The sequence below is a fragment of the Butyrivibrio sp. MC2013 genome, from assembly GCF_000424585.1.
Taxonomy (GTDB): domain Bacteria; phylum Bacillota; class Clostridia; order Lachnospirales; family Lachnospiraceae; genus Butyrivibrio.
The window spans coordinates 37,867-58,565 of sequence record NZ_AUKE01000012.1 but is presented as its reverse complement, the minus strand read 5'-3'; the positions used below and the strand labels follow the sequence as shown (position 1 = coordinate 58,565).

Annotated in this window: 20 protein-coding genes; 17 read left to right on the top strand and 3 right to left on the bottom strand. The window is 44.9% G+C overall.

Annotated elements, in window-relative coordinates; translation table 11 throughout:
- Window positions 1-28 precede the first annotated feature (28 nt).
- From G636_RS0108550 to scfB, 11 genes are all read left to right on the top strand, one after another.
- On the top strand, window positions 29-487 hold the full coding sequence (locus G636_RS0108550; RefSeq protein WP_026507711.1) for an NADH-quinone oxidoreductase subunit B family protein: 459 nt from the start codon (window positions 29-31) through the stop codon (window positions 485-487).
- Entirely contained in the window at window positions 480-956 is a 477-nt protein-coding gene (locus G636_RS19525; protein WP_051226763.1) for an NADH-quinone oxidoreductase subunit C, read from the top strand. The genes G636_RS0108550 and G636_RS19525 overlap by 8 nt, the downstream gene beginning before the upstream one ends.
- A complete protein-coding gene (locus tag G636_RS0108540; protein ID WP_026507710.1) occupies window positions 956-2,035 on the top strand; it encodes a hydrogenase large subunit in 1,080 nt (359 codons plus the stop codon). The genes G636_RS19525 and G636_RS0108540 overlap by 1 nt, the downstream gene beginning before the upstream one ends.
- Before the next feature lie 27 nt (window positions 2,036-2,062).
- Window positions 2,063-2,467: a 4Fe-4S dicluster domain-containing protein gene (locus G636_RS0108535; RefSeq protein WP_051226761.1), complete on the top strand. Its 405-nt coding sequence runs from the start codon at window positions 2,063-2,065 to the stop codon at window positions 2,465-2,467.
- 31 nt (window positions 2,468-2,498) lie between these two features.
- Window positions 2,499-4,874: a carbamoyltransferase HypF gene (gene hypF / locus G636_RS0108530; protein WP_026507708.1), complete on the top strand. Its 2,376-nt coding sequence runs from the start codon at window positions 2,499-2,501 to the stop codon at window positions 4,872-4,874.
- A 1-nt stretch (window position 4,875) separates the two neighbouring features.
- Complete coding sequence (locus G636_RS0108525; RefSeq protein ID WP_026507707.1) at window positions 4,876-5,085, top strand: HypC/HybG/HupF family hydrogenase formation chaperone; 210 nt, start codon at window positions 4,876-4,878, stop codon at window positions 5,083-5,085.
- A complete protein-coding gene (gene hypD / locus G636_RS0108520; protein ID WP_026507706.1) occupies window positions 5,082-6,125 on the top strand; it encodes a hydrogenase formation protein HypD in 1,044 nt (347 codons plus the stop codon). The genes G636_RS0108525 and hypD overlap by 4 nt, the downstream gene beginning before the upstream one ends.
- Before the next feature lie 21 nt (window positions 6,126-6,146).
- A complete protein-coding gene (gene hypE, locus G636_RS0108515; protein ID WP_035779269.1) occupies window positions 6,147-7,142 on the top strand; it encodes a hydrogenase expression/formation protein HypE in 996 nt (331 codons plus the stop codon).
- A 16-nt stretch (window positions 7,143-7,158) separates the two neighbouring features.
- Window positions 7,159-8,739 (top strand): aminotransferase class I/II-fold pyridoxal phosphate-dependent enzyme, encoded by a 1,581-nt coding sequence (locus G636_RS0108510; RefSeq protein ID WP_026507704.1) that lies wholly within the window; start codon window positions 7,159-7,161, stop codon window positions 8,737-8,739.
- Window positions 8,736-8,882 carry a six-cysteine ranthipeptide SCIFF gene (gene scfA / locus G636_RS17890; RefSeq protein WP_035779266.1) on the top strand — a complete coding sequence of 49 codons (147 nt, stop codon included), beginning with the start codon at window positions 8,736-8,738 and terminating at the stop codon, window positions 8,880-8,882. The genes G636_RS0108510 and scfA overlap by 4 nt, the downstream gene beginning before the upstream one ends.
- Window positions 8,883-8,976: 94 nt before the next feature.
- Window positions 8,977-10,428, top strand: coding sequence for a thioether cross-link-forming SCIFF peptide maturase (gene scfB, locus G636_RS0108500; RefSeq protein WP_026507703.1), 1,452 nt, complete (start codon window positions 8,977-8,979; stop codon window positions 10,426-10,428).
- Window positions 10,429-10,588: 160 nt separating this feature from the next.
- Here scfB and G636_RS0108495 read toward each other — a convergent pair whose 3' ends face one another.
- The gene (locus G636_RS0108495) at window positions 10,589-11,575 is read right to left on the bottom strand and encodes a diaminopimelate dehydrogenase (RefSeq protein WP_026507702.1); all 987 of its coding nucleotides are present in this window, start codon (window positions 11,573-11,575) and stop codon (window positions 10,589-10,591) included.
- 109 nt (window positions 11,576-11,684) lie between these two features.
- On the opposite strand from G636_RS0108495, the gene G636_RS0108490 reads away from it, so the two are divergent.
- The 3 genes from G636_RS0108490 to G636_RS0108480 are packed head-to-tail and all read left to right on the top strand — an operon-like array spanning window position 11,685 to window position 16,885.
- Complete coding sequence (locus tag G636_RS0108490) at window positions 11,685-13,379, top strand: GGDEF domain-containing protein (protein ID WP_026507701.1); 1,695 nt, start codon at window positions 11,685-11,687, stop codon at window positions 13,377-13,379.
- An 18-nt stretch (window positions 13,380-13,397) separates the two neighbouring features.
- Window positions 13,398-15,122, top strand: coding sequence for an ABC transporter ATP-binding protein (locus G636_RS0108485; RefSeq protein WP_026507700.1), 1,725 nt, complete (start codon window positions 13,398-13,400; stop codon window positions 15,120-15,122).
- The gene (locus G636_RS0108480) at window positions 15,122-16,885 is read left to right on the top strand and encodes an ABC transporter ATP-binding protein (protein ID WP_026507699.1); all 1,764 of its coding nucleotides are present in this window, start codon (window positions 15,122-15,124) and stop codon (window positions 16,883-16,885) included. The genes G636_RS0108485 and G636_RS0108480 overlap by 1 nt, the downstream gene beginning before the upstream one ends.
- Here G636_RS0108480 and G636_RS0108475 read toward each other — a convergent pair.
- Both G636_RS0108475 and G636_RS20975 read right to left on the bottom strand, forming a co-directional pair.
- The gene (locus G636_RS0108475) at window positions 16,800-17,342 is read right to left on the bottom strand and encodes a hypothetical protein (protein ID WP_026507698.1); all 543 of its coding nucleotides are present in this window, start codon (window positions 17,340-17,342) and stop codon (window positions 16,800-16,802) included. The genes G636_RS0108480 and G636_RS0108475 overlap by 86 nt on opposite strands.
- A 12-nt stretch (window positions 17,343-17,354) precedes the next feature.
- Window positions 17,355-17,489 carry a hypothetical protein gene (locus tag G636_RS20975; RefSeq protein ID WP_256379606.1) on the bottom strand — a complete coding sequence of 45 codons (135 nt, stop codon included), beginning with the start codon at window positions 17,487-17,489 and terminating at the stop codon, window positions 17,355-17,357.
- Window positions 17,490-17,715: 226 nt separating this feature from the next.
- Between G636_RS20975 and G636_RS0108470 the strand changes: the two genes are divergently transcribed.
- From G636_RS0108470 to G636_RS0108460, 3 genes are all read left to right on the top strand, one after another.
- Window positions 17,716-19,479: a glycoside hydrolase family 13 protein gene (locus G636_RS0108470; protein WP_026507697.1), complete on the top strand. Its 1,764-nt coding sequence runs from the start codon at window positions 17,716-17,718 to the stop codon at window positions 19,477-19,479.
- A 241-nt stretch (window positions 19,480-19,720) separates the two neighbouring features.
- On the top strand, window positions 19,721-20,224 hold the full coding sequence (locus G636_RS20295) for an SCP2 sterol-binding domain-containing protein (protein WP_196803060.1): 504 nt from the start codon (window positions 19,721-19,723) through the stop codon (window positions 20,222-20,224).
- Between the two features lie 119 nt (window positions 20,225-20,343).
- Window positions 20,344-20,622: an HU family DNA-binding protein gene (locus G636_RS0108460; RefSeq protein ID WP_026507696.1), complete on the top strand. Its 279-nt coding sequence runs from the start codon at window positions 20,344-20,346 to the stop codon at window positions 20,620-20,622.
- Window positions 20,623-20,699 lie beyond the last annotated feature (77 nt).

Genomic DNA, 20,699 nt, shown 5'->3' with positions numbered 1-20,699 from the left:
ACCGGATTAGAGGAAAGGAAGTTAATCCATGAATATTAAGAGATCCCCGTGGCTCCTCCATTATGACGGATCGAGCTGTAACGGATGTGATATAGAAGTACTGGCAAGTCTGACTCCTGTATATGACGCAGAGAGACTGGGCGTAGAGAACACAGGAGACCCCATGCAGGCTGATATCCTTCTGATAACCGGAGGTATCAATACTCAGAATGCTCCTGTTGTAAAGCAGCTCTATGATCAGATGCCCAGACCCAAGGTGGTTGTAGCAGTAGGTATATGCGCATGCACAGGCGGCGTGTTTAAGGAGACCTACAATATCTTGGGCGGAGCTGACAAGGTAATTCCTGTAGATATCTATGTTCCGGGATGTGCAGCAAGGCCCCAGTCCATAATCGACGGTATCATCCAGGCCAGAGAGCTCTTCCAGCAGAGGTCTGATGAACATGATGCGCTTATGCGCAGTCAGAAAGGAGCTGCAAATGTGTAAGGTATTAAATCCTGAACCTATTCAGGAAACAATAGCCCTGGATAAGCTCCTCTTTGAAGTCATGAAAAAGAAGGAAGCCGGTCTTCGCTTGTCACAAATCTGTGTTTCCTATATCAATGAAAAGTATGAGCTGAGTTATTCTTTTGCAGATGATGAGAGCTTCCAGTACACAGTACTGCGCGTAGTGATCGACCTCTACGAGGAAGTGCCCAGTATATGCAAGATCTATCCCTATGCTATCTTCTATGAGAACGAGATCGCAGAGCTCTATGATGTAAACGTAGAGATGATCGATCTGGACTTCCATGGTAAGTTTTATCGCATAGAGAAGGAAGCTCCCATGCTTCCGGAAGGCGCTTTGGAAAAGAAGGCTCAGGAAGAAGCGGAAGCTAAAAAGCGTGCAGAAGCTGCCGCAGAGCCCGCTCCCGAAGCTCAAACCGAAGAAGAAAACAAAGGAGGGAACAACTAATGGGTAAGAAGAGTGTAGTTCCTTTCGGACCTCAGCATCCGGTCCTTCCCGAACCTATCCATCTTGACCTTGTAATAGAAGACGAGATAATCAGTGAAGCTATTCCTAATATAGGCTTCATTCACAGAGGTCTTGAGGGACTGGTAGAGAAAAAAGACTTTAACGAAATGGTATATATCGCAGAGAGAACCTGTGGTATCTGCTCCTTCGGACATGGCCTGGGATATGTGGAAGCTATTGAACATGTAATGAATATAGAAGTACCTGCAAGAGCAAGATATCTGCGTACAATCTGGGCCGAGCTGGGCAGAATGCATTCCCACCTTCTTTGGCTGGGTCTTGCAGCAGACGCTTTTGGATTTGAAAGCCTTTTCTATGAATCATGGAGGATCCGAGAGAGAATCCTGGATCTCCATGAGCTGACCTGTGGAAGTAGACTTATCTTCTCTGTTAATAAAGTTGGAGGAGTAATAAGAGATATTCCTGCAGATAAGCTTGCATATATCAAAGACCAGATACTGATCGTTGAAAAGGAGGTCAAAAATATCGAGAAGACCTTCCTGGGAGATTATTCAGTACAGACAAGATCAAAGGGCATCGGCCTTTTGACCAAAGAAGAGGCTCATGATCTTGGCGCTGTAGGTCCCTTCGCAAGAGCCAGCGGAATAACAGCTGACCTTAGGACTACAGGCTATGCAGCATATGGTGAGCTTGATTTTGAGCCTGTTATCTCAAATGACGGCGACTGCTATGCAAGACTGGACGTTCGTATCAGAGAGCTCTACCAGAGTATCGATCTTATCAGACAGGCTATTGATAAGATCCCTGAAGGTGAGCTGGAAGCCAAGGCTATCGGATTCCCCAAGGGTGAATATTTCATGCGTATAGAACAGCCCAGAGGAGAAGCTGTATATTATGTCAAAGGTAACGGCACCAAGATCCTGGATCGTATGAGGATCCGAACTCCTACATTTGCCAATATACCGCCTCTGTGTGAGACCTTAAAGGGCGCTGATTATGCAGATGTAGGTCCTCTGGTTGTCAGCATTGATCCTTGTATTTCCTGTACAGAACGCTGATTATAGATCAATAAGGAGATTTAGATCATGGGATTTATGACATTTAAGACCACCATGCTGAGCAACCTGTTTAAGAAGCCTGTTACTACCAAGTATCCTGCTGAACCGGCTGTGTATCCTGAAGGAAGTCGCGGTCACGTAGTGATCGAGATTGAAAAGTGTATCTCCTGCACCATATGTGCCCTCAATTGCCCTTCAGGCGCCATTAAGGTAGACAGAGCTGCCAGAACATGGGAAATAAACAGATATGATTGTATCCAGTGCGGTTACTGCACTCTCAAGTGCCCCAAGAAATGCCTTCATATGGCTCCCGGCTATCAGACTCCGGGACCGGAGAAGAGCATAGAGCACTATGACAGACCGCCGGAAGAAGAAAAGCCCGCTGCTCCTGCAGCAAATGCTGCAGCTACCAATGCAGGCGATGGCAAATAAACTGTAAACAGTGACTACAAGAGGTACAAAGGTGAAAAATCCCGAGGTATGGCGTATCACAGTATACGGCCTGGTACAGGGTGTAGGCTTTAGGCCCTTTGTTGCTGAAACAGCAGAAGAACTTGATATCAAAGGTACAGTCCGCAATGCCGGAGGCATCGTGATAATCGATGCCCTTGGCAGTGCGGACTTACTTTGCGTGTTTGAAAGCAGGATCAAAAACTCTCCGCCTCCGGGAGCCATCGTTACCTCCATAGAACATCAGCTGTTAAAGATTTCAAATGTCACAAATACAGACAGGTTCGTTATCATAGAGAGCAGCGGTAGTCGAGGGGAGCAACGGATCCTGCCCCCGGATCTACCTGTTTGTGATAATTGCAAAAGGGAACTATTGGATCCTGCTAACAGAAGGTACAGGTATCCTTTTATAAGCTGCGTTTCCTGCGGCCCCAGATATTCTATTATGCATTCTGTCCCCTATGACAGAGATAGCACCAGTATGGATATTTTCCCCATGTGTCCTGAATGTGCCGTAGAATACAAGGCCAGGGGATCTATACGGCGCCATGCTCAGACTATTTCCTGCCACAGCTGTGGCCCTCAGCTTATATTTGAGACAAAGAAGGATCAAGAGCACCTTGAGGGGGATGAAGCTCTTCGAAAAGCGATAGAATACCTGAAAAAAGGTATGATAGGCGCCATTCTTGATATAGGCGGCTTTCATTTTGCTTTTGACCCAAAAAGCAGGAGCGCTGCCCTTCACCTTAGAGAATGGAAGCACAGAGAAGGTAAGCCTTTTGCAGTATTATTTCCTGATATGGACAGCATCAGGCGCTTCTGTAGCGTGTCAGAAGCTGAAGAAGCGCTCCTCTTATCTGACGCAAGGCCCATTGTCCTTCTGGCCAAGAGAGAGGACGCTCCTGCATGGCCCTTTGAAATAACTGCAGGCAGCGACAGGATTGGAGCCATGCTTCCCTGTAATCCCCTGCAGATACTTCTCACAATGGAAACCGGCCCCCTTGTCATGACCAGTGGCAACAGGGGAGGTGAGCCCATAATTACTGATCCCGATGAAATGCGTCCTTTGCTGGAAGACTGCATATCCTTTATGCTCAGTCATGAACGAAAGATCATGACCCCCCTGGATGATTCAATTTACCAGATCAACAATGGCCAGGTACAGATACTTCGTAGAGCAAGAGGACTGGTACCTCTGCCCATAAAGCTGCCCTTTGCTCTTAAAGAGGATACAATCGCAGAGGGCGGGGATCTTAAATCTGTTTTTGCACTTGCACGGGGAGACAGCGCATATCTGTCTGCGCACTATTCAGACCAGGACGATATCAGAGCCTATGAATCCAAGCTTAAAGGCATAGAGCATATGTCTGCCATCCTGGATATATATCCCCAAAAGGCAGTTTGCGACAAGCATCCGCTCTATGTGAGTTCACGTCATGCTACAGAAAACTTCAAGAGTATTACCAAGGTCCAGCATCACCTGGCTCATACAGCATCAGTCATTGCTGAAAAGCACCTTAGAGGTAATATCATAGGCCTTAGCTTTGACGGCACAGGCTACGGAGATGATGGGAATATATGGGGCAGTGAATTCTGGGAGTTATATGTTGATGAAGAAGGACGCCTTGTTGATCATGTCAAGAGAGCCTCGCTTTATCCCCTTGTCATGACAGGAGGGGACAACGCCTCCAAAGATGCATCTTTGCCTCTTGCGGCTTATCTTATAGATGCCAGAGAAAGAGGCTATATTGATAAATCTCTGTTTGATGCAGTTAGCCGGGGAAAGATAGCAAACATTGGTCTTATAGAGTCAGCTATAACCAGCAATATATCATGCTTTGTGACAAGCTCCATGGGCCGCTTGTTTGACGCCGCAGCAGCTCTTTTAGGAATAGCTGCCTATAACAGCTACGAAGGAGAATGCCCGGTGAAGCTGGAGATAGCTGCAAATAGAGCTTTAAACTCCCGCAGGGGTGATCAGACAGAGAGCCTTTTGGAAGCCAGGATAATATCATCTGACAAGTTATTATACATAGATGGCTCTGCGCTCATTGCTGATATAGCAAAGCTTCTTATAAAGGGATATAATGCAGATGATATAGCACTTGCCATGCACCTGGCTTTATCCAAGGCAAGCCTTAAAATATCACAAATGATAAAGGACGAACCCTTTTTGCCCGTCCCCAATACTGAGGGCGAAAGTCATATAGCCCTGTTATCCGGCGGAAGCTTTGCCAACAGGATACTATTTGGAAGCCTAAGAAGGTCCATGGAAGAGAAGGGATTTATAGTATTTGGAAACAATCTGGTCCCTCCGGGAGATGGGGGACTGGCCCTTGGACAGCTATATCTGTCCGAATACACACACAAAAACGAAAGCAGGAAATAATATGTGCGTAGCAGCAACAGGAACAGTGATCGAGGTTGGAGATAAAACAGCAAGAGTAAGCTTCAATGGCAATGAAGTCATTGCCAGAAGCGGGCTGGTAGATGTGACACCGGGAGACAAAGTCCTGGTACATGCAGGTTGTATCCTGCAGAAGGTATCTGAAGATGAAGCCAAAGAAATAGAAAGCATCATGGAGCTGTTAGAATCATGAATATTGGAGATATCGCAGAATATCTAAAAAATTATGACGGCCCTGATATGAACATCATGGAGGTCTGCGGGAGCCACACGGGAGCAATAGCCAAAAATGGCATCCCCGGCATGTTATCTCCCAAAATCCATCTCATATCAGGTCCCGGCTGCCCTGTATGTGTTACTACCTCTGCATATGTAGACCGCTTGATAGAGCTGTCCAAAGACCCGCATAACTGTATCATTACTTTTGGAGATCTGATCAGGGTCCCTGGGAGCGGTGAAAGCCTGTCCATAGCGGCAGGCAAGGGAGCCAGGGTCAAAATGGTATACAGTCCCATGGATATACTGGACCTGGCCCGCAATGACAAGGACAGCAATTATATCTTTGCCGCTGTGGGATTTGAAACCACAATGCCTGTATATGCCCTTATGATGCAGGCAGTTATGGAAGAGGGTATAGAGAATGTCAGACTCTTGACAGCCCTCAAGACTATGCCGGAAGTAATAGGATGGCTTATGGAAAACGATGCCCCTGTAGATGGATTTTTGGCCCCCGGCCATGTAAGCGTTGTCACAGGCTCTAATTGCTTTGATAAAATAGCCGCTCGCTACTCTATACCCTTTGGAGTTGCAGGCTTTACTGCCAGGCAGATCCTTGTAGCCCTTTGCGGTATAGTCAAGGCACGGGGAGAAGGAAAGGTCATAAATTTCTACCCATCCGTAGTAAATCCCGATGGAAATGAAAAAGCTCTGGCTCTGATCGATAAATACTTTGAAAAAGCCGATGCTGCATGGCGGGGAATAGGAGTAGTCAAAGGTTCAGGCCGCGTACTCAGGAAGGAATACTCCAGGTTTGATGCCGGCAGCTACGATCTTACAGGCGATGCCAAGATCAATAAAGCATGCTGCTGTGACCGTGTACTTATGGGAAGGCTAAGGCCCTATGAATGCCCCTTATTTGGCACTGTCTGCACCCCTACCAGTCCCCAAGGAGCATGCATGGTATCCACCGAAGGTGGATGCTACAGCTATTATGCCAATAACAGAAGAGATTAATAATACAATAGAAGGATCATTATGACAGACAAGCTTATTACCATGGCCCACGGAAGCGGAGGTCGCTCAACAGGAGAACTTATTAAAGAAGTATTTGCCCAGGCCTTTGATAATCCGGTACTGGACCAGATGGAAGACAGCGCCGTTGTGGATGGCGCAGGCAAAATAGCCATGACTACAGACAGCTTTGTGGTCACTCCTTCCGTATACAAAGGGGGAGACATAGGAAGACTATGTATATGCGGCACTGTCAATGACCTTCTGATGAGAGGTGCCCGTCCCAAATACATAACCTGCGGCTTTATCCTTGAAGAAGGGGCTGATATAGAGCTTCTCAAAAAGGTAGTAGCCTCAATGGCTGAAACTGCCAGGGAAGCCAGCGTCATCATCGTGGCAGGTGATACCAAGGTTGTAGAAGGAAAGGGCGAGATCTATATCAATACAGCGGGAGTCGGCTTTGTCGACGAGGGAGTTGATATTTCCTCTGCCAATGCGTGCCCGGGAGACCTTATTATCGTATCAGGTAATCTTGGAGATCATCATGCTGCTATTCTTTCAGAACGCATGAGCATAGCTACCAGTATCGAAAGCGACAATGCCCCTTTGACTGATATGACACTTAAGCTGATAGATAACGGTATCAGGATCCATACTTTGAGAGATATCACAAGAGGCGGACTGGGAACAGTAGCCAAAGAGCTGGCAGAAAGCTCCGGGACTGGCTTTGAAATAGAAGAAAACTCCATACCCGTCAACCCCATGGTCAAAGACTTCTGTGCGCTCCTGGGACTGGACCCCATCTATATGGGAAATGAGGGAAAGCTCCTTGCAATTGTTGACTCCGAAGATGCTGACAGAGCTCTGGAAATCATCAGAAATAGCAAATATGGAGAAAACGCCTGTATTGTAGGCCGCGTTTGTGCTGATCATCCCGGTCAGGTAGTGCTGAATACCGAAATTGGCGGCAAACGCTTCATTGATATCCTTCAGGGCCAGGGCCTTCCAAGGATCTGCTGATAAAAGTAGGATATATATGCATAATGAGCCATCCTGCGGTAATCTATCCCGCGATATCCAAAACTACATAGATAAGGGACTATATCCCTGGCATATGCCTGGTCACAAAAGGCAGCTATGGCCTGTGGCAAACCTTCCCTATGGCCACGATCTTACAGAGGTCACCGGGACGGATGACCTTCACAGACCGGAAGGCATTATTAAAAGCGCCCAGGAAAGGGCATCACAGCTCTTTGGCTCTGATGGATCATATTTTCTGGTGGGGGGCTCAACTGTGGGCAATCTCTCTGCAATATCTGCCCTGGCTCCCGCAGAAAGTGAGATCATAGCTGCAGGCAATAGCCACAAGTCAGTTTTTAACGCCATCATGCTCCGTGGATATACTGTCCACTGGATATGGCCAAAGCTTCATAGCCGTTTTGGGATATTCTCCAGCATCTCGCCGTCTGATCTTAAAGGATTGCTGAAAAAGTATCCAAAAAGCAAAGCAGTGATCATTACAAGTCCCAGTTATGAGGGTATCATATCCGATATAAAAAACCTGGCAGAAATCTGTCACAGACATAATATCCCTCTTATGGTTGACGAAGCCCATGGGAGCCACCTGGGCCTGGGAGACGATTACTGGCCCTCTTCCGCCATCATGCAGGGAGCGGACATAGCTGTGCAGAGCCTTCATAAGACATTACCATCACTTACCCAGACAGCCATACTTCACAGGAGGGGCAAACTGATAACGGATTATCAGATCAGGAGATGGCTGGATGTTTATGAGACCAGTTCTCCCTCCTACCTGCTCATGGAATCAATTGACGGATGCATAGACTATCTTCAGAAGCACAAAGAAGAGGCCTTTCGCCAATTAAGAAATAGCCTTACACTATTCCGTGGCAATATGAAAGAGCTTCACAATCTGGAGCTGTTTAGCGCAGATGATAGTGAGATCTACGACTATGATCCGTCCAAGCTCCTCATACGAAATCTTAGGGGCAGCGGACAAGAGCTTTCAAATATCATGCGTGATAAATACGGGCTTGAGACTGAATACAGTCTGGGCAGCAATGTCCTCCTGATATCAACAATTGCCGATGACGAAAAGGCCTTTGAGGAGCTATATAGTTACCTCAGGAGCATAGATGCCCTGCTTGATGGACCAAAGCTCCATACAAAGAGGCTGTCTGAAGATGATGGCGATATGACCGCCTTCCAGGCAGTGGAAGCTTTTTCCTCGAGAGAGGAGAGCCTATCAGAGCCCTCTCCCCTAACTGACAGCCTTCGCCAGTTCCCTATGACTATAGGAAAAGCTTTAGAAGCAGCGTCTGAGATTGTCAGCATAAGAGATGCCCTTGGCAGGATATCAGGCGAATATGTCTATGCTTATCCCCCGGGGATCCCCTTTATCATTCCAGGAGAACGTATAAACAGCAGCAGACTTGATATATTAGAAAACAGCCCTGACAGAGATAAGTTTATATATTCCTCTGAGACTGACCATGAGCGGCTTGACATGGGCACTGACAATAGTTATGATAAAAAGGACTGTGGATGTGATCACAGCATACGTGTTGTAAATATTGAAAGCGAGGATATGATATGAAGCACATTATGACTTTAGAGACACGCGATATGGTTGAGAGCGTAGAAAACGGCGGATGCGGCGAGTGCCAGACTTCTTGCCAGAGCGCTTGCAAGACAAGCTGCGGTATCGCTAACCAGGCTTGCGAGAATAATAAGGACTGATCTGTCCCGAAAACGATTACCAAGAAGGCCGGAACGCCGCCTGGCGTTTCGGTCTTTTTACGCATTACAGATAACGGATTGTAAAGGAGTATAAATGATCCACCAATATCAGATGAACGGATACAATATAGTGCTGGATGTCTTCAGCGGCAGCGTACATGTAACTGACCTTTTGGCATATGATGCCATCAGGGACTATGATGCTGCAAGAAAGAGCCTGAGCCTGACCGCAGCAGCTCCCGATTCTAAAGACAACAAGACCGGTACTATAGGAGAGGCTCTTCCCAAGGATAAGGTGGCAGAGCTTATAGAGAAGATCTCTTCAGAGCATCCGGAGTCTTCCAAAGATGATATCAGAGATGTTTTTGATGATATAGAGGAACTGATAGCTGCAGGCAAGCTCTTTTCCGAGGATGTGTTCAGAAACACTTCCTTTGAGCTTAAGAAGAGAAATCCTGTGGTAAAGGCTCTATGCCTACTGGTAGCTCATACCTGTAACCTTAACTGCTCATATTGTTTTGCAGCTCAAGGCAAATTCAAGGGCGACAGCGGACTTATGAGCTTTGAGACCGGGAAGAGAGCTCTGGACTATCTGGTTGAGCACTCAGGAAGTAGAAGAAACCTTGAAGTAGACTTTTTTGGCGGCGAACCTCTTGTGAATTTTCAAGTTTGCAAGGATCTGGTTGCCTATGCAAGGTCCATAGAGAAAGAGCATAATAAGAATTTCAGGTTTACCCTTACCACAAACGGAATCGGTATCACTGACGAGGTCATTGAATGGGCCAATAAGGAATGCTACAACGTTGTATTGTCCCTTGATGGCAGAAAAGAAGTCAATGACAGATTCCGCGTAGACTTGGCAGGAAATGGAAGCTACGACAGGATCGTACCAAAGTTCCAGAAGCTGGTAGAGTCCAGAGGCGGCCAGGGATACTATATGAGGGGGACCTATACCCACTTTAATACAGACTTTACCAAGGATATTTTCCATATGGCAGATGACCTTGGCTTTACGGAGCTTAGTATGGAGCCTGTTGTTACAGATCCTTCAAGCCCCTCTGCTCTTACACAGGAAGACCTTCCGATCCTCAAGGAGCAGTATGAGATCCTGGCCAGGGATATGATCAGAAGAAAGAAGGATGGCAAGCCCATCACATTCTATCATTACATGATCGATCTCCAGCATGGTCCCTGCATCTATAAGAGAGTATCAGGCTGCGGATCGGGAACAGAGTACATGGCTGTCACTGCTTGGGGAGATCTCTATCCCTGCCATCAGTTTGTAGGTGATGAAGACTATAAGCTGGGTAATATCTGGGACGGCGTGACCAACACAGAGCTTAGAGACGAGTTTAAGCTCTGCAATGTTTATTCCAGGCCTGAATGCAAGGACTGCTGGGCCCGCATGTACTGTGCAGGAGGCTGCAGTGCCAATGCACTTCATGCAACCGGCGATATTCATGGCAGCTATGAGTATGGCTGTGAGCTCTTCAAGAAGAGAATAGAATGCGCTCTCATGATGAAAGCAGCAGACGGAAGTTTATAAAGAACTAAAACGGTGACCGCATATCCCAAGGTCCTATTATCACAATAATGTGACGAGGATACGATTAGCGGTCACCGTTTTAAATATCCGACATTTAGGAAACGGACTCTTGCCGGGGGTTATCTGCCCCGGTACAAAAACCGATATCTTAACATAAGGATCAGAGAAGCTTTGCCCTGAGGTCTTCACCAGACATAGTAGTAAGATATGCCGGAGGAACATCAAGAACCGTGATACATCCTTTTCTTCCCTCATCCGCAAATCTTTTGACTGCCCTTGCATAAGCTACCAGTACGCTTGTAGTAAATTCCGGATTGGAATCAAGCTTTAAGCTATACTCAATAACATGCTTGTGCTCGCCATGCTCTCCTGTACGGCCGCTCCTGAAAACAAAACCGCCGTGAGCCAGACCTGAGTGATCACGATTAAATGTCTCTTCATCAATAAAGTGAACGGTGGTATTATAGTCAGCAAAGTAGTTGGGCATCTCGCAGATCTCTTTTTCAATGCGAGCTGTATCCTCTCCCTCAGCTGCTACAACAAATACTTCTCTGGTATGCTTCTCGCGAGTAGTAAGCTCAGGACATTCGCCTGAACGAACTGCTTCAATAGCAGAATCAACTGGAATAGTGTACTGCTTGGCATTCTTAACGCCCTTGATACGTCTTACAGCGTCTGAATGACCCTGGCTTACACCTTTGCCCCAAAAAGTATAATCCTTGCCATCAGGCAGGATAGCATTGGCATATACTCTGTTAAGAGAGAAAAGACCCGGATCCCATCCGCAGGATATAAGACCTACATGGCCCCCTTCCTTAGCCGCCTTGTCAACATTTGCAAAATGCTCAGGGATGCGTGCATGAGTATCAAAACTGTCAACAACATTAAACATAGATGCAAACTCAGGAGTCTGAACAGGAAGATCAGTTGCGCTTCCTCCGCAGATCATCATGACATCTATCTTACCTGCGTATTCGGAAATACGATCCATGGACAGAACAGGTACATTCTCAGATATGATCTTTACCTGAGAAGGATCTCTTCTGGTAAATACGGCAGCAAGCTCCATATCTTCTGCAGCTCTTACTGCCAGTTCCACGCCGCGGCCCAGGTTACCGTAGCCGATAATACCGATTTGTGTTTTCATTGCTTACCTCCAAACTACTTCACTACAGTGAAGTGATAGCATGAGTATATTATAGATAAAAGGATTTTTGACTGCAATAAAAAGCGTGAAAAAAGACTGGGGAAAATAAATGCCTGAAAAAAGCGAAAAGATCAATAATTCAATGATGATCAGGATCATGGTAATCTTCACAATGATTCTGTGTATCATTGCGTCCTTGGTTGACTTTATAAATCTGTCCAAACAGCATAACGGAAGCCGTGACTTTAGCAGCGGCTGGCAGCTGGAGATCAATCATAATGACTATGGCACTGTTGATCTGGACGAATACTCTTTTACAGATATATCCCGCAAATCCAATATCAGCCTGAAAAACAAGATCCCCACAGGAATACCAACTTTTGCCGTGGTATCTTTTCCTTTGCCCATTAGCGCAATAGACGTATATGTCAACAATAAGCTGGTCTACAGCTATGGTTCTGAACTATTTAACAAAAACAAACTGGTAGGCACCGGTCTTCACTTCATACCCCTTCCTCAAAACAGCGCCGGTAAGAATATCTGGATCGTAATCAGGCCCTCTAAGGACAATGCTTTCTCAGTCCTTGAGAACGTTTCCATCATTTCTACCGATCAGGTCTACAGTCAATTTCTCAAAGCCAATTCTCTTCGTTTTTGTGTGTCCATATTTCTGATCGTATTTGGTCTGCTCTTTATTATAGTAGGCCTGGGACTTACCTTATATCAAAAGAAATTAAGCAGTGTTATCCATGTTGGTATAACCTGCAGCGCCATAGGGACTTGGGCTATGACAACTGCCAAACTCATGCAGGTCCTACAGCCCAATATGCTTGAAAATACCATACTTGAATATATCAGTCTCTATGTAGCACCTACTGCTTTTGGATTTTTCCTGCTCAGCACATGGAAAAGCAATTATACCTGGCGTTATAAATTAATGAGATTTATTACCTACGCCCTCCTGATATTCGATATAGGAGCAATTGTATTGCAGCTTGACAATTCATGCCATTTGCCCTATTTGCTGACACCTTTCCATATTTTGACATTAATCTTCGGTATTTCTGCGGTACTGTTTGTTCGCAAACCTAAGGGTGAAGTAGGAGACAGCGAACACGCCCTTCAGATAGGCGTCAAAGCCCTTGTTTTCTCAGGCGCACTTGATATAATCAGATACATAGTGTCCAAAGGGATTTTCCACAAGAATGCAGGTTTTTCGTCCTCATTTATTCCCTATGGAGTATTTGTCATGCTGGTAATGCTCATTATCAGTTACTATCTGGAGATCTACAGGATCATCTCAATAGAGTTTGAGAAAAATACCTATGAGAAAATGGCCTTTACTGATCAGCTGACGGGACTGGGCAACAGAACTATGGCTGATAAAGACTTTATGGAGTATGAAAATACCAAGATGCCGTACTCCATAATCGCAATGGATCTTAATAATCTAAAAATAGTCAATGACACCCTTGGACACAATGTGGGCGATAACCTATTATGCGCTTTTTCTGAGATCCTTAGAGAAGCCTTTGAGCCCATAGGCAAGATCTACCGTTTCGGTGGCGACGAATTCACGATCCTGATAAATAGTGAGTTTCGAGGAAAAGAAAAAGAACATATCAACAAAATGATAGAGCTCGAAAAGGAGATAAGCAAGGAGCAGCCTTTTGTCATAGATTCGGCTTATGGCATCGCAGACTGCATGGAGATCGACAATGGAAACTGCGCTCCAATCGAAATATACAAGCTTGCTGACAGAAGAATGTATGATATGAAGCTTGCCAGCAAAAATCAAAGATAATGAGGGGATAAAATAAAAATGTCCGGTTTGTTAAAATATTTGAAGGCCTATAAAGTAGAAGCCTTCCTTGCTCCTATGCTCAAGCTCCTTGAAGTGTGCTTTGAGCTTGCGGTGCCTCTTGTAATGGCGTCGATCATAGACGAAGGAATAGGGTCTGGTAACAGCGCATATGTGCTGAAAATGGGTCTTCTTCTTGTCATTCTTGGAATCCTGGGTCTTGCAGCAGCTGCTACCGCCCAGTTTTTTTCTGCCAAAGCAGCAGTAGGCTTTGGCACAGGTGTGCGTCATGCTCTCTTTGAACATATCGGGAAGCTGTCCTTTGGACAGGTAGACCAACTGGGAACAGACACTCTCATCGGCAGAATAACAGGAGACATCAATGAAGTCCAGGGCGGGGTCAATATGTTCCTGCGTCTCTTTATGAGATCTCCCTTTGTGGTTTTCGGAGCCATGATAATGGCTTTTACTGTAGATCCTTCATCTGCAGTGATCTTTGTTATCATCATCCCGCTCCTGGCCATTGTAGTATTCTCTATTCTCCTTATCACAATCCCTTTATATAAAAAGGTACAAAGTCGCCTGGACAAAGTGCTAACAAGAGTCAGGGAGAATCTTACAGGTGTAAGGGTCATCAGAGCCTTTGGTAAGGAACCAAGCGAAAAGGACAGCTTTGAGGAAGACAATGCCCTTCTGATAAAGCTTGAGCTCTTCACAGGAAGGATATCAGCATTACTCAATCCCCTGACCTTCATAATGATCAATATAGCCATCATATTCCTCTTAAGCAGAGGAGCAGTCAGGATCGATAGCGGGCTACTCAGCACCGGTCAGCTGGTCGCTCTGGTCAATTACATGTCGCAGATACTGGTAGAGCTGGTCAAACTGGCCAATCTGATCATACAGATCACAAGAGCTCTGGCCTGTGCCCAGCGAATAAATGATGTGCTGCAGATAGCACCTGAAATGACATACGGCAATATTGATACAGCAGATAACAAGGCCGCATATGCAGTAGAATTCAGAAATGTGTCCCTTGCCTATAACAATGACCAGGAAGATGTCCTGGAAAATATAGATATACAGGTCAAAAAGGGCGAGACAATAGGAATCATAGGCGGTACAGGAAGCGGCAAATCTTCACTTATAAGCCTTATTCCCCGTTTCTATGATGCTTCGGCCGGCGAAGTCATGGTCTTTGGCCACAATGTCAAAGACTATAATTTAGACAGCCTAAGGGAAATGATAGGAGTGGTTCTTCAAAAAGCCAGGCTTTTCAAAGGCACTATTGCAGAAAACCTAAGCTGGGGCCTTGATAACGCAGATGAAGATGATATGAGAGCAGCTCTTTCTACCGCTCAGGCCCTGGACTTTGTAGAGCAAAAAGAGGGCAGGCTAGGTTACAGACTGGAGCAAAATGCAGGAAACCTCTCCGGAGGCCAAAAGCAGCGTCTCTCCATTGCAAGAGCGCTGATAAGAAAGCCAAGAATATTGATACTGGATGATAGCGCTTCTGCGCTGGATTATGCTACTGATGCCAGACTAAGACAGTCCATTGCTGCCATGGATCCTGACATCACCACCTTTATCGTGTCCCAGAGAGCTGCTTCAGTCATTAATGCAGACCAGATAATCGTATTGGACGATGGCAGGATCTGCGGCAAGGGTACCCATGATGAGCTGCTGTCTTCATGCGAAGTATATCAGGAGATTTATTACTCTCAGTTTCCCAAAGGAGAAAGCTGATGAAAGACAATAAAAAAGGAGAGTTTTCCAGATACAGGACCCTCCTTAGAGTATATTCATATATAGGTAAATACAGGATTTTCCTCTTTATATCATTACTACTGGCACTGATATCAGTACTGCTTGGCCTTATGGTACCCAGGCTGATAGGCATGGCAGTGGATGGCATGACAGGCAAAGGAGCTGTGGACTTTGCCAGAGTCAGACAGGCTCTAATGCTGATCCTCTCCTGCATACTTATATCCGGTGTCTGCCAATGGCTTATGAGCCTGTGTAATAACAGACTGGCGGACAGCATGGTGAGGGATATCCGCATAGAAGCCTTTAAGAAGATCCAGGAGCTTCCCCTGTCTTATCTTGACAGTCACTCCCACGGAGAGATTGAGAGCAGGATAATAACAGATACCAATCAGATATCCGCCGGACTTCTCATGGGATTCACACAGCTTTTCTCAGGTATTATCACCATCACAGGTACTCTGATCTTTATGCTTTTAGTAAGCGTACCTGTTGCTCTTGCAGTTGTTATATTGACACCATTGTCTTTTTTTGTGGCAGGCTTTATTGCAAAGCGTACCTTTAACCTCTTCAAGGACCAGTCTTCCATACGAGCAGAACAGACCGGACTGATTGCCGAAATGATAGAAGGCCATCACGTAGTATCTGCATATGGCAGGCAAAAAAAGGTATGTGATTATTTTGACAGGATCAATGAGAAGCTGGGACAGGTATCACTTAAAGCTACCTTTATTTCATCACTGACCAATCCTTCTACCAGATTCATCAACGGTCTGATATATGCGGGAGTAGGTGTAAGTGGAGGCCTCCTGGTTATAAGAGGCAGGATGTCTATTGGTCAGCTCTCAGCATTTTTGAGCTATGCCAATCAGTACACCAAGCCCTTTAATGAGATCTCAGGTGTTGTTACAGAGCTGCAGAACGCTATAGCCTGTGCAGCGGCTGTATTCTCATTTATTGACGAGACTCCTCAGACATGCGACAAGGCAGATGCAATATCTGAACCTGATGTACAGGGCCGATTTGATATTGAGAATGTATCCTTCTCTTATACAAGTGACAGATCACTTATCGAGAATCTAAGTCTCCATGTAGAGCCTGGCCAGACCATAGCAATAGTAGGTCCCACAGGCTGTGGCAAGACTACACTTATCAATCTCCTTATGAGATTCTATGATGTAGATAAAGGCTCCATATATCTTGATAACACAGATATCAGGGATTATACGAGACATGCACTGAGAACTTCTTACGGCATGGTACTTCAGGAGACCTGGCTCAAATCTGCCAGTATCAGAGAGAATATCACTATGGCCAATCCCGATATCAGCGAAGAGGAGATGATAAGGATTGCCAAAATGGCCCATATACATTCCTTTGTCAAACGTCTGCCACAGGGCTATGATACTGTAATAAACGGAGGCGGAGACGAATTGTCTCAAGGACAAAAGCAGCTGCTATGCATAGCCAGAGTGATGATGCAGATACCCTCTGTCATGATATTGGACGAAGCCACTTCATCCATAGATACGAGAACTGAGATGAAAATCCAGGACGCTTTTGCACACATGATGAAGGGCAGGACCAGCTTTATCGTAGCTCACAGACTCAGCACCATAAGAGATGCCGATATCATTCTGGTGATGAAAGACGGTAATATCATTGAACAAGGCAATCATAAGAGTCTGATGAATGACAAAGGCTTCTATTACCAGCTTTATCAGAGTCAGTTTGTGATGCAATAGGAAAATCTATTATCCTTCCACCGGTTTCTTTTTCATTATAGTTGATATAGTAGTAAGGGATGGCCGACTCGCCCAGAGCATATATATCCCTGGCCAGATCTCTTTCGTCCATCATATCCAGATCATCTTCGCTGTAATCAAGGGCGGCGCTCACTACATCTTCTACGGCGCCGCCCAGATACAGATTCTGGGCTATAGCGCCTGCCAGTGCTCTTTTCCCTATCTCGCAGAAGTCCATGGACACGTCTTTAAGACTGCCAAAATAATTCCTGACCCTGTTTTTATAGCTATTATAGACCTCTTCCCTCGACTCTCTGGAGATAAATATGATATCAAAGCCTTCGGGAAGGCATCCATCCACTCCATATCTGGATGAATCTCCAAGATAGATATGGTAATCTCTGCTAGCTTTAACACCTATGCCGGATATTGCAGAAAGATAATCAAATAATCTCATATAGCGCACTCCTTATCTATTACCTGTCTTACAAGCTGATGATAATAGACAAGGTGTACAATAAAAATACCAGCTCATGAGGATCAGAACAACCACGCAGGTTATGATTATGAGCTTTCTGGTCACGCCGATCTTACGTACTTTCATCAGATCCTCCAATCTAAAGATATATGAGTGTTTATGTAGCAAAAGTAGTTAGCTCTTTTACAAAGCGTTTTATAGAATCCGCAAAATCACCTGCTCTTTGTATATCAGCTAAATTCATAGAGCGAAAAACTATTAAATTATTTTATAAACAGGGCTATTGACTCTTTTGAGAATATAGAGTAAATTGACATTATCACGGAAAACGTTTTCCAAAAGGAGCATTAAAATGAATCTAAGTGCAATATATCACAGAATGTCAGAGCAGTACTGTTATCCCCTGGATGAAGACAGACTGATCATCAATATCAAGACGGGCTATGACGCCGACAAAGTCTATATCATACACGGCGATCCCTACGAAGCCGGCATCATGGGCGGCAATGAAGCCTGGAGCGGCCAGAGAGAAGAGATCTGCTTTAAGAAGAGACTAAAGAACCACATCTGGTGGACCACTACTCTTAAGCCCAAATATAAGAGATGCAAATACTTCTTCGAGATCCATTCTAAAGATGAGATAGTCTATATGTTTGAAGACGGCTTCTACAACGACGAAGAGATGCATCACGAAGGCAAGTCCCTTTCTTACTTTATAATGCCCTGGATGAACCCTGCTGATGTATGCAAGACACCTGCATGGGTTAATGACACGGTATGGTACCAGATCTTTCCGGAGAGATTCTGCAACGGTGATAAGAGTCTGGATCCTGAGAATGTCCTTCCCTGGCAGAGCGGCAAGGTGGGCTTTAAAGACTATTACGGCGGAGATATCCGTGGCATCAGAGATAAAATTCCTTACCTCAAGGAACTGGGAATCAATGGAATATACTTAAATCCTGTATTTGAGTCAAAGAGTAACCACAAATACAACACGAGGGATTATAAAAAAGTAGATCCTCATTTTGGCAGCAACGAAGACCTGAGAGCCCTGGTGGATGAAGCCCACGCAGCAGGAATAAGGGTAATGCTTGATGCAGTCTTTAACCACAGCGGATACGACCATCCCTTCTGGCTAAACGTCATGGAAAAGGGGCAGTCTTCAGAATATGCAGACTGGTATATGGTCAATAAGTGGCCTATAGAGCAGGGTAGAGATACCAGAGATGGCAGATACTATTCCTTTGCCTTTGCAGAATATATGCCTAAGCTCAACACCAGTAATCCTCAGGTTCAGGATTATCTGCTGGATATCATCAGATTTTGGATTGATACTTTTGATATAGACGGCCTTAGATTTGACGTAGGCAACGAGATATCCCATTCATTCCTCAAGGCTGTTAGATATATGACAAGGCGTATGAAGGATGACTTTTACCTTCTGGGCGAAGTATGGCATGACTCCATATCATGGCTCCTTGGCGATGAATACGATTCTGTAATGAACTATCCCCTTTCCACTGCAATAGCAGATTTCTGGATCTACAAAAACAGAGGAAGAGAGAGTTTTGAATATGACATCAACAGATGCTTTACCATGTATTACTCCCAGGTAAATGACGTGCTGTTCAACCTGCTGGATTCTCACGATACAAACAGACTCCTTGATAAGGCCGGACATGATATAGATATCTTTTATCAGCAGCTGGCTGTACTATTTACCATGCCCGGAAGCCCATGTATTTACTACGGTACGGAAGTAGCTATGGACGGAGCCCATGATCCGGATTGCAGAAGATGCATGCCCTGGGATGAGATAGCCGCAGGTCTTAAGGATGGGGAAATCTCTGAAATGAAAAAGCTTATCAGTATGAGAAAGACTCTTCCCTCATGCAAGAGCAGAAACTTCCACTTCCCTAATGATGTTCCGGAGAAACGTGTTATTTCCTATATAAAGCCAGATGAAAGAGAAGAGCTCCACGTATATCTTAACTGTGAGAAGAAAGCCGTTGCCATCATCCCTGACAAAGATGCAGAAGTTATATATTCCCGTAAGTGGGACCAAAAAGGCCAGCTTGGTGCAAGCGGTATACTTATCACTCGTAAAGCTCATTAAACAGATGACCACACAGCGGCTCATAGATAGCAATAAGCATAAATAAATGTATAAAATATAGCGGTGATACTTGTATATTTTTAATACTGTAAGTATAATATTGAATCAGATTATCTTTATTACGACTATAATGCTGCTTTATAATGGACATTTCTATTGAAAATGGAAGCAAATGTGCGATAATTAAACAAGTAGCATGTAGCTTAAGTAGTTTATGAATATACAAAAAGGAGTATACACAATGAATTATGAAGAGCTTGTAGCACAGTTAAAGACAAATTATGGCAAACTTGATGCATCCAAGGTTACCGAACACGTAGCCATTCAGTTTAATATCGAGGGTGAAGGCGAAGGTGCGTTGTACGTTGAATTTACAGACGGAAGCGTAAATGTACAGCCTTACGAATATTTTGATAATGATGCGATCCTTACAACATCTGCTGATATGGCCATCAAGCTGTCCGAAAAGAAGGCTGACCTGAAGGAAAGCTATGATAACGAGACAGTTAAGGTATGGGGAGATCTGGACAAGATTCTCTTCGTATATAGCCAGTTAGAACTTCCTGCAGCCAAGGCGCCTGCGAAGAAAGCACCCACAAAGAAGGCTGCAACTGCAAAGAAGACTACTGCAGCTGCTAAAACTGCTGAAAAGAAGGCACCTGCAAAGAAGGCGACCTCCACAAGCAAGAAAACTACTGCAAAAAAGGCACCTGCAAAGAAGGAAACCGCTGTAATATCTAAGTAATTTCACTATTAATTGCTCGAAACTGGCGTAAAATGAGTATTTTCGCTTGTTAAATCCTCGAAAATGGCGTAAAATAGAGGATGTTAGTTTATAAAATAATCCAAACGGAGGAAAACACAATGAACAAGAGTGAATTAGTTGATGCAATCGCAAAGGAGACAGGTCTTTCCAAGAAAGATTCTGATGCAGCAGTAAAGGCTTTCGTTGATACTGTTACAAAGGCTCTGAAGAAGAAGGATAAGGTTCAGCTGGTTGGTTTCGGTACATTCGAAACAGCTAAGAGAGCAGCTAGAACAGGTCGCAATCCTCAGACTGGCAAGGAGATCAAGATCTCTGCATCTGTAGCTCCTAAGTTCAAGGCTGGTAAGGCCCTGAAGGATGCTGTTAACAAGAAATAATTAAGCATTATCGGTCAGGTAGAAGTTTTCTTCTACCTGATTTTTTATTTGTTTTCTGTTCCAGACCATAAACCAAT